Origin of the sequence: Acinetobacter sp. CIP 64.7, from assembly GCF_000369745.1 — a bacterium.
GTDB classification, from domain to species: domain Bacteria; phylum Pseudomonadota; class Gammaproteobacteria; order Pseudomonadales; family Moraxellaceae; genus Acinetobacter; species Acinetobacter fasciculus.
Map to the genome: position 1 here is coordinate 1,692,518 of NZ_KB850179.1, position 17,196 is coordinate 1,709,713.

At 44.9% G+C, this 17,196-nt stretch carries 16 protein-coding genes; 5 read left to right on the forward strand and 11 right to left on the reverse strand.

What is annotated here, in order from left to right:
- The first annotated feature begins 36 nt into the window (after window positions 1–36).
- Window positions 37–2,334, forward strand: a complete 2,298-nt coding sequence (gene ptsP, locus F890_RS14650; RefSeq protein ID WP_004647377.1) for a phosphoenolpyruvate--protein phosphotransferase — start codon at window positions 37–39, stop codon at window positions 2,332–2,334.
- A gap of 42 nt (window positions 2,335–2,376) precedes the next feature.
- Complete coding sequence (locus F890_RS14655; RefSeq protein ID WP_004647376.1) at window positions 2,377–2,877, forward strand: hypothetical protein; 501 nt, start codon at window positions 2,377–2,379, stop codon at window positions 2,875–2,877.
- Here the strand turns inward: F890_RS14655 and F890_RS14660 are convergent.
- Entirely contained in the window at window positions 2,874–3,053 is a 180-nt protein-coding gene (locus tag F890_RS14660) for a DUF7230 family protein (protein ID WP_004647375.1), read from the reverse strand. The two genes, F890_RS14655 and F890_RS14660, sit on opposite strands and share 4 nt — an antisense overlap.
- A gap of 620 nt (window positions 3,054–3,673) precedes the next feature.
- On the opposite strand from F890_RS14660, the gene F890_RS14665 reads away from it, so the two are divergent.
- Window positions 3,674–5,194 carry a catalase gene (locus tag F890_RS14665; RefSeq protein WP_005102997.1) on the forward strand — a complete coding sequence of 507 codons (1,521 nt, stop codon included), beginning with the start codon at window positions 3,674–3,676 and terminating at the stop codon, window positions 5,192–5,194.
- A gap of 95 nt (window positions 5,195–5,289) precedes the next feature.
- Window positions 5,290–5,760, forward strand: a complete 471-nt coding sequence (locus F890_RS14670; protein ID WP_004647372.1) for a thiol-disulfide oxidoreductase DCC family protein — start codon at window positions 5,290–5,292, stop codon at window positions 5,758–5,760.
- On the opposite strand, the gene F890_RS14675 is transcribed toward F890_RS14670, so the two are convergent.
- The 9 genes from F890_RS14675 to hcaE form a co-directional block, all read right to left on the reverse strand.
- Complete coding sequence (locus F890_RS14675) at window positions 5,757–6,812, reverse strand: MBL fold metallo-hydrolase (RefSeq protein WP_004647371.1); 1,056 nt, start codon at window positions 6,810–6,812, stop codon at window positions 5,757–5,759. The genes F890_RS14670 and F890_RS14675 overlap by 4 nt on opposite strands.
- A 407-nt stretch (window positions 6,813–7,219) precedes the next feature.
- Complete coding sequence (locus F890_RS14680) at window positions 7,220–8,155, reverse strand: cation diffusion facilitator family transporter (RefSeq protein WP_004647370.1); 936 nt, start codon at window positions 8,153–8,155, stop codon at window positions 7,220–7,222.
- 181 nt (window positions 8,156–8,336) lie between these two features.
- A complete protein-coding gene (locus F890_RS14685) occupies window positions 8,337–9,242 on the reverse strand; it encodes a DMT family transporter (RefSeq protein ID WP_005267517.1) in 906 nt (301 codons plus the stop codon).
- Window positions 9,243–9,410: 168 nt separating this feature from the next.
- Window positions 9,411–10,637 carry a 3-phenylpropionate/cinnamic acid dioxygenase ferredoxin--NAD(+) reductase subunit gene (gene hcaD / locus F890_RS14690; RefSeq protein WP_005102991.1) on the reverse strand — a complete coding sequence of 409 codons (1,227 nt, stop codon included), beginning with the start codon at window positions 10,635–10,637 and terminating at the stop codon, window positions 9,411–9,413.
- A 4-nt stretch (window positions 10,638–10,641) separates the two neighbouring features.
- A complete protein-coding gene (locus tag F890_RS14695) occupies window positions 10,642–11,607 on the reverse strand; it encodes a 3-carboxyethylcatechol 2,3-dioxygenase (RefSeq protein WP_005102989.1) in 966 nt (321 codons plus the stop codon).
- A gap of 73 nt (window positions 11,608–11,680) precedes the next feature.
- Window positions 11,681–12,496 carry a 3-phenylpropionate-dihydrodiol/cinnamic acid-dihydrodiol dehydrogenase gene (gene hcaB / locus F890_RS14700; protein WP_004278515.1) on the reverse strand — a complete coding sequence of 272 codons (816 nt, stop codon included), beginning with the start codon at window positions 12,494–12,496 and terminating at the stop codon, window positions 11,681–11,683.
- Between the two features lie 2 nt (window positions 12,497–12,498).
- Window positions 12,499–12,825 (reverse strand): 3-phenylpropionate/cinnamic acid dioxygenase ferredoxin subunit, encoded by a 327-nt coding sequence (gene hcaC, locus F890_RS14705; RefSeq protein ID WP_004278517.1) that lies wholly within the window; start codon window positions 12,823–12,825, stop codon window positions 12,499–12,501.
- Window positions 12,825–13,343 (reverse strand): 3-phenylpropionate/cinnamic acid dioxygenase subunit beta, encoded by a 519-nt coding sequence (gene hcaF / locus F890_RS14710; protein ID WP_005267518.1) that lies wholly within the window; start codon window positions 13,341–13,343, stop codon window positions 12,825–12,827. The genes hcaC and hcaF overlap by 1 nt, the downstream gene beginning before the upstream one ends.
- The gene (gene hcaE, locus F890_RS14715; protein ID WP_005267519.1) at window positions 13,340–14,707 is read right to left on the reverse strand and encodes a 3-phenylpropionate/cinnamic acid dioxygenase subunit alpha; all 1,368 of its coding nucleotides are present in this window, start codon (window positions 14,705–14,707) and stop codon (window positions 13,340–13,342) included. Before hcaE ends, hcaF begins: the two co-directional genes overlap by 4 nt.
- 281 nt (window positions 14,708–14,988) lie before the next feature.
- On the opposite strand from hcaE, the gene hcaR reads away from it, so the two are divergent.
- Window positions 14,989–15,897 (forward strand): DNA-binding transcriptional regulator HcaR, encoded by a 909-nt coding sequence (hcaR, locus tag F890_RS14720; protein WP_004278522.1) that lies wholly within the window; start codon window positions 14,989–14,991, stop codon window positions 15,895–15,897.
- 381 nt (window positions 15,898–16,278) lie between these two features.
- Here the strand turns inward: hcaR and F890_RS14725 are convergent, their stop codons facing one another.
- Window positions 16,279–17,139, reverse strand: a complete 861-nt coding sequence (locus F890_RS14725; RefSeq protein WP_004278523.1) for an alpha/beta fold hydrolase — start codon at window positions 17,137–17,139, stop codon at window positions 16,279–16,281.
- Window positions 17,140–17,196: the final 57 nt, after the last annotated feature.

The following is a 17,196-nucleotide window of genomic DNA, read 5'->3' on the forward strand; positions in this document are numbered from 1 at the left end:
TCATTACTGAAATTCTGAATAGACGGAGCAGACCTTATGTCGAATATGCAACTGGACACCTTGAGACGTATTGTTCAGGAGATCAATGCGTCCACCAGTTTGCATGAATCACTCGACATTATGGTCAAGCATGTGGCCGAGGCCATGCAGGTTGATGTCTGCTCGATCTACCTCCTCGATGAACGCAATCAGCGTTATCTGCTCATGGCGTCTAAAGGCCTGAATGCAGAATCTGTCGGCCATGTGTCTTTGCAGACCGGCGAAGGTCTGGTGGGCCTGGTTGGACAGCGTGAGGAAATTGTCAATCTGGACAATGCCCCTAAACACGAGCGCTTCCTGTTTTTACCTGAAACCGGTGAGGAAATTTATAACTCCTTCCTCGGTGTGCCAGTGATGTATCGCCGTAAGGTGATGGGTGTGCTGGTGGTTCAGAACAAAGAATCACAGGACTTTTCTGAAGCTGCTGAATCCTTTCTGGTGACACTCTGTGCGCAGCTTTCTGGCGTCATCGCCCATGCCCATGCCGTCGGCAATATCGATGTATTCCGTAAGCCAAGCAACCTGCCCGCCTATAAAACCTTTCAGGGAGTTTCTGGCTCCGGTGGTATTGCCTTAGGTCGTGCAGTGATTCTCTATCCGCCAGCAGATCTTGCCGCAGTCCCTGACCGTGAAGCGGATGACATTAGCGAAGAACTGGAGCTATTAGATAACGCCCTGAATTCAGTCCGCGAAGAAATTCAGTCGCTAGATGACAAAATGCAGGATGCGTTGATGGCCGAGGAACGCGCACTGTTTAGCGTGTTTTTGCGTATGCTGGATGAAAATGCCCTGCCTTCAGAAATCAAGGCCTTTATTCGTGAAGGTCACTGGGCACAAGGCGCCGTGCGAATTGTCATTGACAATCATGTGGCACAATTTTCCCAGATGGAAGATGATTATTTACGTGAGCGAGTGGCGGACTTAAAAGATCTGGGTCGCCGCATTCTGGCACGTTTACAGGAAGCCGATGCCAGTCACCGTGAATTGACCGATGAAAGTATTCTGATTGGTGAGGAAATATCGACGGCTGCACTGGTTGAACTGCCCGTAGATAAAATTGCCGCGATTGTCACTACCGAAGGCGCCATGAACTCGCATATGGTGATCGTGGCGCGTGCCCTTGGCATTCCCACCGTAGTCGGTGTAACCGAACTGCCAATCAATACCCTCGATGATGTGGAGATGATTGTCGATGCGCATCAGGGTCGGGTCTTTATTAATCCGCCACGTCGCCTGCGCAGTCGCTATAAAGAAATTCAAAAAGAAGAAGAACAGATTGCCAAAGATTTGCGTCAGTACGAAACCAAAGATGCAATTACCCCGGATGGCATCGCCGTAAAACTGTACGTCAACACCGGCCTGATGATTGATGTGGTGCGTGGCGTGCAGCGCGGTGCCAAAGGTGTCGGTTTATACCGTTCTGAAATTCCGTTTATGCTGCGTGACCGCTTCCCGGGCGAGGAAGAACAACGTGCGATTTATCGTCAGCAACTCAGTCATTTTGCCAATAAACCGGTGGTGATGCGAACGCTGGACATTGGTGCAGACAAAGACCTGCCGTATTTCTCGATTGAAGAAGAAAATTCGGCACTCGGCTGGCGTGGCATTCGTTTTACCCTGGATCATCCGGAAATTTTTTCTTCACAGATTCGCGCCATGCTCAAAGCCAGTATCGGACTGAATAACCTGCATATTCTGCTGCCGATGGTGACCAGTGTCAGCGAGGTCGAGGAAGCGCTCTATCTGCTGGAACGTGATCATGCGGCGATTCAGGAAGAAGAACAGGTCAAGGTAAACAAGCCTAAACTCGGTATTATGGTGGAAGTTCCCAGCGTACTATATCAGATTGATGAATTTTCCGAACTGGTCGATTTCTTCTCGGTCGGCTCCAACGATCTGACCCAATATCTGTTGGCCGTCGACCGTAATAATCCACGGGTGGCCAATGTCTATTCACACCTGCACCCTGCAGTAATGCGTGCCTTGACCCGTCTGGTTCAGGACTGTCATCGCAATGAAAAACCGGTCAGTATCTGCGGTGAAATGGCGGGTGATCCACTGTCTGCCGTTTTACTCATGGCCATGGGCTTTAATACCCTGTCGATGAGTTCAAGTAATATTTTGCGGGTACGTAAAACCATTTGTCATGTTCCGATGAGTGATGCACAGGAATTGCTGCAACATGTGTTAAAAATGGACAATCCACTCATGGTAAAAAGCTGGCTAGAATATTATTTCAGAACCCATGGTTTAGGGGATATGGTGAAATCAGCATCACGTATGGTGAGTGCCTAATACGGGACTTTTTCCAGTCCCTCGACAGTGGTAGAGGTGGTTATGGAATTTCTGGTCATCCTGTTCATGATTGTTGCGGTGTTTTATGTGGTCATTCTTGCACCAGCTTTGGCTGCCCGCAAAGAAGCTCATAATTCCGGTTCATCTTATATACGCCCTGCCAGCAATCGAGCAACGAGCTATGCCGATCGGCCTAAAATGACTCCATTATTGGGCATTGAAATTTCGGCATCGCAACGGCGGCGTTTAGGCAGAGATGACCCCTCCGTCATTGCCGCCAGACTCTATCACCAGCAAAAAGATCAATTTGCCAGTTTTCAGCAGGCCAGACCACAGCCTCACTCCCCTCACCACAACGCGCCAGTGCAAAGCAGACTCAATAAATTCTTTAATGACTTAATTGCGGATGAATCGACAACGCCATCCCGGCATCCGAATCAATATTCGCAAACTCGTAATAACCGGCCTGTCGCCCCGCTCTCTCCAGTTAAAACCAATCCTAAACAGTCACCGCGTCGTCCCCAGCCACCTTACCGACCTTAAGCGGCCATTAAAAAAGGGCGATCTTCCATGGAATATCGCCCTTGTCTGTGCTTGCTGTAGCCACGTTTTGCATTTTTCTTTCGGTCTACAAAGACCTGGCTTTTGTTGACTTCATACATGTGTTTTGCCACAAAATTGTGGATTACCACCTGCTCGGCTGTTTTTTTCTTGGCCATCTTGCTCTCTATATGATTTGGAAGAAGGAGTGAAATAATTATAGGGCCGACTGACTAATTTTCAAGCATATCTGCCAATGCTTTTTTAAAAATAAAGTCCATTTAGCTAGGATTTTCTGTATGCAAAAATGGGAGCTATAGCCAGAAAACACCCTTATTTCATTCATTATTTTTATGGGTTTCTTCAGCCAAACAAAACTCAATTAAAAAACTATTTAAAGTAAATCAGTTATAAAATGTATTTTAAATAACACTTTTCACTTATTATTTTTATCCTTTGATAAAAACATATTATGGACTTAGATATTGTTATTTTCGTTTAATCCCATTCATTATTCGAGTTATTCAAAATATATAGAATTTGATATTGTCAGAGAGTGGAAAACCCGTTACTTTTTTAAGAGTAACCATTTAATTTTCAATATTTTAAACTTTATTAACTTTAAAAATATTTTTTGAGTGATCTCACTCAATTATATCCTGAATTCCGTTTTGTGCTGTAACACCCTTTATTTAAAGATATTGTAAATATAGTGAAACCTGATCTGATTAGCATATATCTCAATATCTTATGAATACTAGATAAACGACACAAGATATTCAAAACTTGGAGAGGAAAGATGAGCCAAGATTTAAAAAAATGCCCTGTCACCCACCTGACCACTGAAGCTGGTGCACCTGTGGTCGACAACCAGAACAGTATGACGGCAGGTGCGCGTGGACCTTTACTTGCCCAGGATTTATGGCTGAATGAAAAACTGGCCAACTTTGTCCGTGAAGTGATTCCAGAGCGTCGTATGCATGCCAAAGGTTCAGGTGCTTTCGGTACCTTTACCGTGACCAATGATATTACGCAATATAGCCGCGCTAAAATTTTCTCTGAAGTCGGCAAAAAAACCGAAATGTTTGCGCGTTTCTCAACGGTGGCGGGTGAACGTGGTGCGGCCGATGCTGAACGTGATATTCGCGGTTTTGCACTGAAATTCTATACCGAAGAAGGCAACTGGGATCTGGTCGGCAATAACACCCCGGTATTTTTTCTGCGGGATGCCCGCAAGTTCCCTGACCTGAATAAAGCAGTCAAACGTGATCCGAAAACCAACAAGCGCAGTGCCACCAATAATTGGGATTTCTGGGCATTACTGCCTGAAGCCTTGCATCAAGTGACTATTGTCATGTCGGATCGTGGGATCCCGACCGGTTACCGTCATATGCATGGTTTTGGCAGCCATACTTTCAGCTTTATCAATGCCAAGAATGAACGCTTCTGGGTGAAATTCCATATGCGTACCCAGCAAGGTATTCAAAACCTGACCGATGCTGAAGCTGCAGACTTGATTGCCAAAGACCGTGAAAGCAGCCAGACCGACCTGTTTGATGCCATCGAACGTGGTGACTATCCAAAATGGAAAATGTACGTTCAGGTCATGCCAGAACTGGAAGCCGAAACAGTGCCTTATCATCCATTTGACCTAACCAAAGTCTGGCCAAAGGGCGATTATCCACTGATTGAAGTCGGTGAATTCGAACTGAACCGCAATCCGGAAAACTATTTCCAGGATGTGGAACAGGCTGCCTTTGCACCAAGCAACCTTGTACCGGGCATCAGCTATTCACCAGACCGTATGTTACAGGCTCGTCTGGTGAACTATGCCGATGCAGCGCGTTACCGTGTTGGCGTGAATCATTCACAGGTTCCGGTCAATGCTGCACGTTGTCCTGTTCATTCGAACCGCCGTGATGGTCAAGGCCGCATGGATGGCAACTATGGTTCATTGCCACATTACGAGCCGAATAGTTTCAGCCAGTGGCAGGAACAGCCGGAATTCAGAGAACCGCCACTAAAAATTACCGGTGATGCCGATTTCTGGGATTTCCGTGAAGATGACAATGATTACTTCAGCCAACCCCGTGCCCTGTTCAATCTGATGAATGACCAGCAGAAACAGGCTCTGTTTAATAACACGGCCGGAGCAATGGGTGATGCACTAGATTTCATCAAATACCGTCACATCCGCAACTGTTATAGCTGTGATCCAGCCTACGGCGAAGGCGTAGCACAAGCCCTCGGCATGACCGTAGCAGATGCCCAAGCAGCACGTGAAAGCGATCCAGCCAAAGGTTTGCCTAGCTTTCTCTAAGCCAGTTTAGACATGTATAGAAACCACCTTCGGGTGGTTTTTTATTGCAGCATCAAGCACTATAGAAACAAGCTGGCACAAAAAGAAATACAATAATGCATCCGAATATTGAAGACATCATTCAACAACACGACATTGTTTTATTTGATGCTGTTTGCGTGATCTGCAATGGCTGGGCACGGTTTTTGATTAAATACGATAAAAAGATTCAGTTTAAACTGGTTTCCGCCCAATCGCCTTTAGGTACGGCACTGCTCGAACATTATCAGATGCAAACCGAGCATTACACCACCATGCTCGTCATTCAAGATGGCACTCTCTATACCGAATCGACTGCCTTGCTGAAGGTGCTGCAGCATCTCGGTTTTCCCTTTAATTTAATGAGCGCAGGTTATTTGGTTCCGCGCTTTATCCGCGACTTTCTATATCGTGTGGTTGCTTTAAATCGTTACAGGCTATTTGGTAAAACCGAGTATTGCCTGATTCCATCCAGCGAAAATAAACGCCATTTTCTGGAAGAAGCTGTCTGTACTGGCCATTCAACTCATTTAATAGGAAGTGCTTAAACAATAATCCGCTTGCCTTCCCGTATGCAATAAAACGGATTAATTAACTTGGAAGAATGCTTGATGATCTCATGCAACTCATGTTCCGGTGCATCCCGGTCTTCATCTGTGAGCTGAAAAGTACGGTAATGAATCGCCAGTGAGCATTTGGCCTGCAAGTCATGATGGGCATGAAAGGCATCTTCCGGATTCATATGGATCGCACGCATCAGTTCACGTGGCTCATACGCTCCTATCGGAAGTAAGGCAATTCGCGGTGCACCCAGACGTTTACGAATTTCTTTAAAATGTGAGGCGTAGCCACTATCTCCGGCAAAGAAACAATGTTCCTTGCCATATAATAAAGAAAAGCCTCCCCAAAGTGCACAGTTCTGATCGCGCATACCGCGCCCTGAGGCATGTTGAGCCGGCGTATACACAATCCGGATCTCTTCAAAAAAGGCATTTTCCCACCAGTCCATTTCATGCACGGTGTAATGTTCTGGCAAATACCAGGCATTACCCAGACCGGTATAAATCGGCATCTCAAAAGTGTTGTGCAGCCATTCCAGACTGGCCAGATCCATATGATCATAATGGTTATGGCTGAGTAGTACAGCATCAATCTGGGGTAACTCATCCAGAGCAATGCCAGCCGGAATGACCCGCTGCGGACCCGTGGAAGCCGAAGGACTGGCATATTCCGACCAGACCGGGTCGGTCAGGAAATTATAGGGGCCGATCTGTATTAATGTGGTGGCGTGACCAATAAACCAGACTTGCCAGTCATCCAGAGCTGCATCTGGACGCTGCTGTGGCAATGCGCGCGGACGAGAAAAAAACTCGGCACGCTCTTCGTCAAGATTGACATTCCAGGTCTTGGATTTTCGGGTAATGAGCCATTTGTATAAATCAAAGCGACCGCGCGATAGAGAAGCATGCTCAAGATTACGAAACTGTTTTCCGTCGAAATGATCTGAATGCAGATACTCAAACACTGGCTTAGACCAGAGATGTTTCCAACTGGATTCCGTGATTAACTGGAATTTTTTAGTTTTGAGAAGATCTTGCATAAACATCCACTATTTATTATTCGCTATATGCAAGACAACAACCTCTTGAAATGGTCAAGCGGTGCATCTTTTAATGAGCATACAAACTAAAAACAGGCACACTGCAACATAGTATGAAATCCGTCACAGAAAATCATGTATGTTTTTGTTATTTTTAGCAAAAAAAATGGCATTTCATCGGCCTTATGGCTGGCTGAAGTCTGGGATTATCTAGAAAAATATTGCTCTTGTCCTTCTGTCTAAAAATACAAAATGATACTCAATATTTATAAGCCCATGCTGACAAAAGCATGTCTGCCCATTGATGATTTTATGATGAAATTCGCCATACCTCAGTATCATCACATCAATTGTGCGAGAAAGGCAAGTTGAGATCAAAATACCAACCTCAAGCGTTTTTTAGATCTTTATACACGACCTTGAGTTCGTTCCAGCCATACGGCCTTGGTTTGGGGTTTCACAAATAAAGCAATAATTTCCGGGTGCAGCTGTTTAATCTGCGCTTCGATCCGGTTGACACAGGCTTCAATGTCATCAGAAGTTAAATCATCTTTAAATTCCAGACTCAATGATGCAATGACTTGCTGAGCGCCCATCTGCTCAGTCAATACCCCATTGGCACTGAAAACTGCCGCATCCTGTTGAGCAATGTTTAATACATCTTCACGCAGTTTTGGATCTGCCGTTTCACCCAGTAACAAACCTTTGGTTTCACGTGCCAGAAACCAGGCAGATACTGCCAGCACGATACCAATTAAAATCGATGCGGCACCGTCCAATTCAGGAATATTCAGTTGATGCGCCAGAAAAATACCAACCAGAGCAATCACCAAACCGACCAGGGCGGCAGTATCTTCAAATAACACGGTAAAGGTCGTTGGATCTTTACTGTGTCGAAATGCTTCAAAATATCCCAGATTTCCCTTTTGTTTACGAAAGGTTTTTAAAGCCACTGACCATGAAAATCCTTCAAAAAGAATCGCCAGACCCAGCACAATATAATTGATCAATGGATCCCGCATGACTTCAGGCTGAAGAATATGCTGTATCCCTTGATAGATGGACACGATCGCACCCAAGGCAAAAACCATCAATGCCACAATAAAAGCCCAAAAATACAGTTCACGCCCATAACCAAAAGGATGTTTGGCATTTGCCGGTTTTTCTGATTTTTTCATCCCATACAGCAGTAAAATTTCATTCAAGGTATCCACTACCGAATGAATTGCTTCACTGAACATGGCAGAGCTATTGGTTATATAGGACGCAACAAATTTAACCAGCGCAATCGCCAGATTACCAAATAGAGCTGCATAAACTACGATTTTATTGGATTCAGACATCCTGACACTGTCCTAAATAAGCTTGTGCAAGCTTGAATGATTTATGTATCAAAATCTTAATCATTTATTTTTGAAAGTTGTTTTACAAATTGTTGCTTAGTCGTGATCTCCCACGTTGTTGAATCACTTTACTCTCTACTCAAATAATAAAAGGGCTTTCGCCCTTTTGGTTTTTACAGTTTTAATGCTTGGAAAAATACTGTTCGCGCCACTCTTTCCAGAAATACATGATGATCCCGAACATCACCACAGCAATTCCCGCAAAAGCATGACTGCTGATAATTTCATGATTTAAGGTTGCTCCCAATACCAGAGCAATCACCGGCGTCATCACATTACTCAATGAGACAGTCGAAGCATTTAGACGGCGAATCAGCCAGAAATAACACAGCATTGCCACAATCGAGGACATGATCATGGTAAATACAAAACCAATCATTGCCTGTGTGCTAGGCAACTGAGTCGGCATATGTTGCCAGATAAAGGGTACCAAAATGACTGAACTCGCTGCGGAGACCAGCAATGAACCCGTCGCCTGCGACATCGGACTCAAGGGTGCACTGATCTGTTTAACCCAGAAGATTGAGCTGATATAAGACACCATACTGATCAGCATCAGTACCACACCCCAAGGATTAATCTTGCTGTCTGCCGAGTCGGCAAAAACAAAACATAAACCGGCGACGGCCACTGCCATGCCGAGCCATTGCAGCCAGATCAGTTTATGGGTTTTTAAAATCACATGACCGATTAAACCGGCGATCAGCGGTGAAAAACCAAAAATTAGCGCCATCAAACCTGAGGTCAGATAATTGGCCGCCAGATAAATAAACAGCTGCGCACCGATTAAATTCAAACTGCCTGCCAGATAACTTTTCATTGAAGTGCGGTCAAAAGGCAGCGGGTCGCGCATGATCTTCAGCAGGAACAACGCAATAATCGAGGCACCAAAATAGCGAATGATCAGCACCCACATCGGGTGAATCTCGGCCACGCTCCAGACAATCGCCAGTGGCGTTGCCGCCCAGATCAGCACCAATAAAGCGTAAATACTTGCCGTGACCGGCAATGAAGATGAAGAACTCATAAGTCTCCTAAACGAGGCCAAGAAGTTCTGGATCAGCAACTTCAAAAATAGCGTATAGCGAATTCATGCTGAGATGAAGTTTTAATTTTTGATAAATTCATCAAGTTTCGTGCATAAAAAACAGACCTATGCAAAACATAGGTCTGTCCCAAGATATCTCAATACGACTTAAGCAATTTTGCGTAAGTCTTGCGCGATATCTAAATGTTTTTCAACATCAAACGCCGTATTTTTGCTGATCATTTTTTTCAAATGACGCATTTCTTTGGCTGCATTCACGGTAATCCCGCCAACGATCTGACCATCAGTCACACCGTACATCACGAATGAATTGTCTGCACCTTTGGCTGCATCCATTTCACCACGGATATGCCATTCAGCTGCGGCCATATCGCCGACAAACTGGAAGTTGATATTCAGCTGATCCGTCCAGAACCAGGCCGGATTGGCTTTCGGATGTTCCACACCCATCACGTGACGCGCGAAGATGCCTGCCTGAAGGTTGGCATTTTCCCAGGTTTCCACACGGCGGTGATTGCCACAGTCACGTAACTGGGTCGCAACATCGCCCGCTGCATAAATATCAGCATTCGAGGTTTGGCAGTGTTCATTCACTTTGATCGCAACATCAACATCCAGACCTACATCTAGCGCAAGCTGTGCATTTGGCACGATTCCGATTCCGTAAACTACAGCATCAGCACGCAGTTCTTCACCGCCTTCCAGCGTTACCACGACTTCTTCACCATCTAAACGGCAATCTGTAATCTTGGTTTCAAGACGCACATCGACCTGGTTTTGACGATGCTGCTCTAGCAGGAATTCGCTCAGGATTTGTGGTGAACAACGACCCATAACCATCGGACCCATTTCGATCACAGTCACCTGACAGTCTTTGTAACGTGCAGATGATGCCAACTCAAGACCAATCACGCCACCACCGATCAGGATGATACGGCGACCGGCTTGAAGTACAGGCACCAGTGCCTGTGAATCTTCCAAGTTACGCAGGGTATAGACGTGTTTGCCCAAAGCATCGAAATTAGGCAAACGGCGCGCGGCACCACCTGTTGCAAGCAAGAGCTTGTCGTAAGCAACAACATCACCGTTCAGGAGTTCAACCGTTTTCGCTTCGGCATTAATTTTCGCTACGCCATTGCCGCGAATCGTTTCTACGCCTAAATCTGCCAGTTTCTGTTCCGACAGGATTTCGATCTTGGTTTCTTCAGGTTTTAGAATCACATCTTTAGACAACGGTGGACGCTCATAAGGAAGATGGCTTTCATCACCAATTAAGGTAATTTTGCCTTCATACTTGTTGCCACGAAGTTCTAAAATTGCGCTCGCACCTGCCTGGCCAGCACCCACGATCACGATGTTGTTTACGTTGCTCATTTTCTTAACCTTTTAACTCTGCAGATACGATACCGAAGCCGGCAATCCATTCGCTGATGTCTTCATAGCAATGTGTGGTCATTTCATACTCACCCATTTCGCTTAAGGCAGCGAAGGCAGCCATCCAAGAACGGACTTCCTGACCACCACGACCACCATCATGGCGGATTTCAGCTTCAGTCATCGCTTCTAATGTTGCAAAATCAGCATGCTTGAAGGTTTCTAGCAGGGCAATATCCCATTCAGCATTCAAAGGCACGGCAACTGACGTATCCCCTGCTGCCAGCTTTTGACCCACTGCAATAATCTTGGATTGACGTGCATGACGTGCTTCAGGTGTTGGATAACGGCCTGCAATCAGGAACTCTTCTACTTCTGGTGGTACTGCACCCATTTGTGGTGTAGGTGGATCATGTGACAGACCACCGGTACCTAAAACAAGCACACGCTCATTTTCAAGATTTAAAGATTTGATGTATTGACCCACAGCACGGCCCAAAGCGATGGTACGCTTGGTGGTTGGCATCGGTGCAGCAGCGCCATTAATAAAAATTGGAATCGTTGGGTAACGATCAAGTTTACCTTCACACAGGAAATGTAAGGGCTGAGTCACGCCATGGTCAGCCTGCATACGGTATGAGTAGGCAACATCTACGCCTTCATCCAGTACACGTCGAACCAGATCTAATGCCTTGTCTTCAGGTACATCAATATGGTCATTATCTTTACCATAATCCCAGTCACCTGCAGCTTTGGCACGAATACCAACGCAGAAACTTGGCATCAGGTCATAGAAGAAACCATTAAAATGATCTGGACCAAAAGTGATGATCAGGGTTGGGTCGTAAGCTTTTACTTCGGCAGAGAGTTTTTCAAAAGCAGCACGAACTTTTTGCTCTTTTGATTGATCTTGAGGTGAAGCAAATTCCATTAAAGGACTGTGCGATGCACAAATAAGTTTAACGGCCATGAGAGACTCCTAGAAGGAAAGCAGCCCTGAGAGAAGAGGCTGCCGGTAAGTCCATTTGAATGAGACTAGATGTTTATTCGTCAAAAAAACCTGCACGTGGCTGACGTAGGCCACGAATACCCAGACCGCATTCTGCATTGATCAGAACACCAGTCAAAGGACGGTTGTTTTGACGAGATGCCAACAGCACGTATGAGCCGGTCATATCTTCCGGTTCAGGCAAGAAATTCAGTGGCATGCCACGTGCAATTTTCTCAGGATCACGTGCATCGAGCAGGCCCACATTTTCCTGACCGAGCGATGCCGCGCCTTTGATATTCACATTCATACCTGACGGTGCAACAGCGTTCACTCGTACTTTAGGCGCAAGCTCGTAAGCCAGTTCTTTCATAATCCCGACACCTGCATGCTTAGATGCAGTATATACAGGGCCTCCGCCAGCGGAGTACAGTGCCGAATTAGACAAAGTAAATATGATAGAACCTTCAGAAGCGATCAATGCATCCAGTGCAGCCTTCGCACCGAGGATCAGAGATTTGGTATTAATGCCCATAATCTCGTCAAAGGCTTTTTCCAGCTGCTCACCAGAGGTATTGACGATATCGGCATAGTGATCCCAAATACCGGCATTACCAACGAAACAATCGAGTTTACCGAAACGTTCCACAGTGGCTTGAACTGCACGAACGTTATCTGCATAGCTGGCTACATCACCTTCGATCGCAAGAACTTTTCCACCGAAGTGTTCATTTAATGCATCTACTTTAGCTTTTGAACGTTGAAGAACCGCAACTTGTGCACCTTCCTCAATAAAACGCTCGACCAAAGCCCAGCCTAAGCCTGAACCACCACCAGTAATAAGTGCAACTTCGCCCTGTAGCCAACCCATGCTTACTCTCCTGCCATCTCTACAAACAATTGACCATCTTCAACAATCACTGGGAATGTTTTGATTGGATCAGTTGCAGGTAGACACAATGCTTCACCTGTTTTTAAACAGAAACGTGCTGAATGCAATGGACATTCCACAGTACCGTCATCTTCAAGATAACCTTCAGACATAGAAGCATTACCATGACTGCATTTATCGTTCATAGCGAAGAATTCACCGCCATTGTTAAATACAGCCAGCGCTTCGATACCGTTTACGCCACAATCTACTTTTAACGCTTCGCCTTCGTCTAATTCGTCAACTTGGCAAACAAAAATCTTATTCATTAGAAGAACACACTCAAGTTATGTGAGCTATATGTCGCTTGATCAAGCGTGATCTTACGGTTGAAGATCTGGAAGCCGAGGCCACCTTCAACTTTACGGATCTTGTCATGGCGTTTACCGCAGTAAATGACAATGTCTTTCTCTTTTTGCGTACGATATAGCAAATAGGTTACGTACACGTCGTATTTGCCTTCAACTTCAGTTGGCTCTACGATCACGTTGCTCACCATGTGGGTGGTACGTGACGGAGGCTCTTCAGCCCAAGCCATACCGGTTTCCAGACGCGCTACACGACGCTCTAAAAGGTCTTTTGAATCGTTGAACACCCAAGTGGTAGGTGGTTCAACTGAACGACGACGGTCACGGGTTTGTGCGTTTGGTGTGGTACGTAGCGTGTAAGAAATATCTTCAGCTAACGTATCCAACCATTCGCGGAATTTCCAATCGTCTAGCAATTTTGCTTCGCGATACAGGAACTGACTAATTTGGTGATGAAGTTCTAAGCTGATTTGACTCATTTCATAAGCTCCTTCTCATATTCGTCAGCTGCTTTTTCCACGTCTTCCCATTTTTCATGGATCAATAAATCTGCCCAGCGGCGGTACATACCACGTGCTGCAGTTTCAGAGAAAATGTAGTTGGTGATACCCGGGATACCATCTTCACGTACTTTTTCGTTGCCTTTACCCATTTCCATAATGAGTTTATTTTGACGCGCTTTGTAACCACGTAAAACTTTTTGAATTTCAATCCAGTTCTCAGAGTCATCTTGCTCGAGGAAACCGGCTGGACCAAAGGCACGCGTTGCAGAACGTTCAAATGCTTCTTTCACTTCTTGAGATGCTTCAGCATCCGCAATACAGAATGCCCATACTTCGGTTTTGTTTGGACCACGTGGATGCCATACGCGAAGTGTTGCAGTACCGTTCAACCAAGACAAAGTTGGGAACATGGTGTTGTGACCTGCAAGACGCAGTGCACGAGTCTCGCCTAGGCGCTCTTTAACTTCGTCGTAAGTTTCACGGAAGTAGTTGGCAACTTCACCGTCAACCCATACGTTTGCGTCTGGTTTCTCTGTGAAGAAGAAGCCTGAACCATGACCACGTGAACCGTACTGGATCGCGTCTTTGGCAGTTTCCCAAACTGGACGAGCCGTTTGTGCAGCACCTAATTTCTTAGAAGATTCGTCGTCTGGTTTCGCGCCCAATACTTGGATCGCAGAAGCGTGAGAGAACAAGGCGTGGTATTGGTCAGATGCGAACTGTTCAGCCGCAAATTTCCAGTTACACTCGATTTCCCACTTGTGGACACCACCGATAATTTCTGTACCACCTGGACGACGGTCAACAACGCCATCTAAGTACCAAGCGATATCGCCCATGTATTCTTCAAGATCAGGTGTGGTTTCATCCCAACAAGCGAATACCAAGCCTTTGTAAGACTTCACACGATTCACTTCAACCAGACCCCATTGCTCTTTACATGCACCATGTGGGTAAGCACGATCTTCAAGCGGGATATCTTTTAAAGAACCGTCAATGCAGTATGACCAGCCGTGGTACGGGCAAGTAAATGCACGGGTATTACCACAGTCAGCGAAGCTTACACGCATAGAACGGTGACGGCACTGGTTTAAAAATGCTTTGATTGAGCCATCTTTTTGACGTGCCACAATGATTGGATCTTCGCCCATGTAGGTGTTGAAGAAATCACCAGCCTTAGGAATTTGGCTTTCATGGCAAAGGAATAACCAAGTACGACCGAAAACACGTTCGAGTTCTAATTCGTAAATGTCAGGATCTGTATAAATAGATGGCGTAATACGTCCATTTTGTGCATCGACTAAAGCATCGATTTCGCGCACATCAATTTTTCCACTCATGAAAAGCTCTCCTGTGACCTATCTTTGGCACAAAGTAATAGACTCAACTTTTCAACGATGATGGATTTGACAGCGTTTTTCGGGAAATATTTTTTTTGTTTCAATTAAGAGCTTAAAGCAATTATTAAGCACGTGAATTTTTATATTAAAACATCTATTAATTCCGCCAGAGCATTTAGTTTATGAATGGGAAAATAATCTTCACGACATAGTTGTTTATAGATTATACTTTGAGGAAATTATAGTAAGACATTTTTTGGATTACTCTTTGGGTTGATGACATGGAATTACGACACCTTCGCTACTTTATCACCGTTGCTGAAGAGCTCAATTTTAGTAAGGCAGCACTTAAACTTTATACGGCTCAACCCTCACTTAGCCAGCAAATCAAAGACCTGGAAGAAGATGTCGGGGTAAAGCTACTCAACCGAACCAAACGTAAAGTAGAGCTGACCGAAGAAGGCGCCGTATTCCTGGAACAGGCTCGTCTCACCCTGGCACAGGCGGACAAAGCCGTTGCCATGGCACGTCAGGTGTCACAGGCCAAGCAGCAAATGCTCCGCATCGGTTTTGTACCGGTGGCCGAGATGAAAATCTTCCCGTATATCTTGCCAAATCTACGTGTACAGAACTCGGATTTAAAAATTGAACTGCTCAGCCTGAACAACAATGAGCAAATGCGTTTGTTAAAAAAAGGTGATCTAGATCTGACATTTACCCGTCATAATTTCAATAGTGATGAAATTGAAAGCCAGTTCGTGATTCGTGAACCGCTGATTTTTCTCCTGCCTAAAGATCATCCCTTAGCAAAATACGAAAGAATTCCTGTTAAAGCATTGAATGGTATTGATTTTATTATTCCATCAGCAGAGCAGTCCTTGACCCTGAACCAGGCTATTCTGGACTTTGCCAAAGCCAACGGCATTGAACTCAATATCGTGCAAAAGGCCGATAATATTTTATTTAATATCAACTCGATCGGAATGGGCCTAGGCTGTACCATTTTGCCTGGCTATATTGCACCACTAACCATGGATAATACCGTGATTCGTCCGCTGGACGTGGAGTTGCCCTATTTAGACCTGTATGTCAGCTACCATAAAAACAACAAATCCTATGTCGTGAGCAAATTTCTTGAGCTTTTGACCCGTGTGTTCTATCTGGATATTAACCGTAGCGAACAAAATTAATCCTATTTCTTCCCTGCATTAGGCATATGCCATTCAACTTATGATAGGCATGTGCTTTTTTTGTTTTATTATTTTATGCTTAAGAATCCATTTTTAATTCTATTTTATAATAAAGAATCTATTTCTGGCGCTTAAATTTTTCACTTGCCCTTGACCCAAATTGTGTATTTTTAGCTCTAAATGTACTGCATTTACCACTTAAGTCTAATAAAGTTTCATTCGGATTTTTCTCAGTTTAAATAGCTCAAGCCTATAAAAATTATTAGATTTTTATATTTATTCAAATAAATGAGAATCAAACTCACTTAGGTGCGCTACCTTAAATATTTCCGATATAAAAAAGGATGACCAAAGCCATCCTTTTTTAAAACTGTATCAAACTTATTTTACGCCATGAACAGCCAGGTAGTTTTTGATCACAGTGTTGAACTCATCTGCTTTTTCAACTTGAGACCAGTGACCGCATTGGCTGAAGATATGTGCATCAGCATTTGGCACGATGTTCAGGATGTCCCAAGTACGAGAAACCGGAATCACCACGTCTTGCGTACCATGAATCAATAGTACAGGCACAGTAATGTCTTTCATTTTTTCGAAGTCTAATGGGAATTCGAAACGGTCACGGTCACGTGCGCCAACCACATCCATTAAACGATTTGATGCATAGTCATTTGCAGCAGAAGCAAAACGTACTTTTACCAGTTCATCAGTAATCAGGTCTTTGTTTACGACAAACATAGAAAGGGTTTTCTTGATTCCTTCTTCTGTAAGAACTGGGTTTGCGTGAGCTTTAAGTGCAGCTGTCTGTTTCGCACCGCCCGTACCCATAGACACGATACCCAAAATACGATCTGGATAATCCAATGCCATCTGGAATGCTAACCAGCCACCCAGAGAGTTACCGACCAACCAGGTTTTTTCGATACCCAAAGCGTCTAGCGTACGGATCGCATGATCTACCCAGGCACGGATACCATATTCAGTACCCGGTGCAACTACAGTCTGGCCATAACCAATGGTATCAATCGCGATACAACGCGCCTGCTCACCAATTTGTGGCAGGTTTAACCACCAGTTTGCCGCAGCCGATACACCCGTACCTGAACCGTGTAAAAATAGAATAGGCGTACCTTCACCAATTTCGTGGTAATGGGTCAACTCGCCTTCAGCGGTTTCAATCCATTTATCTTCTAAGCCAAAGAATGGATCTGTTTGATAGTCAGGGATTTGAACAGTGCTCATATTGCTTCCTCTTACAGTCTTTCGCTTGCGTGTCCCTCTATTTTCAAGAATTCGACG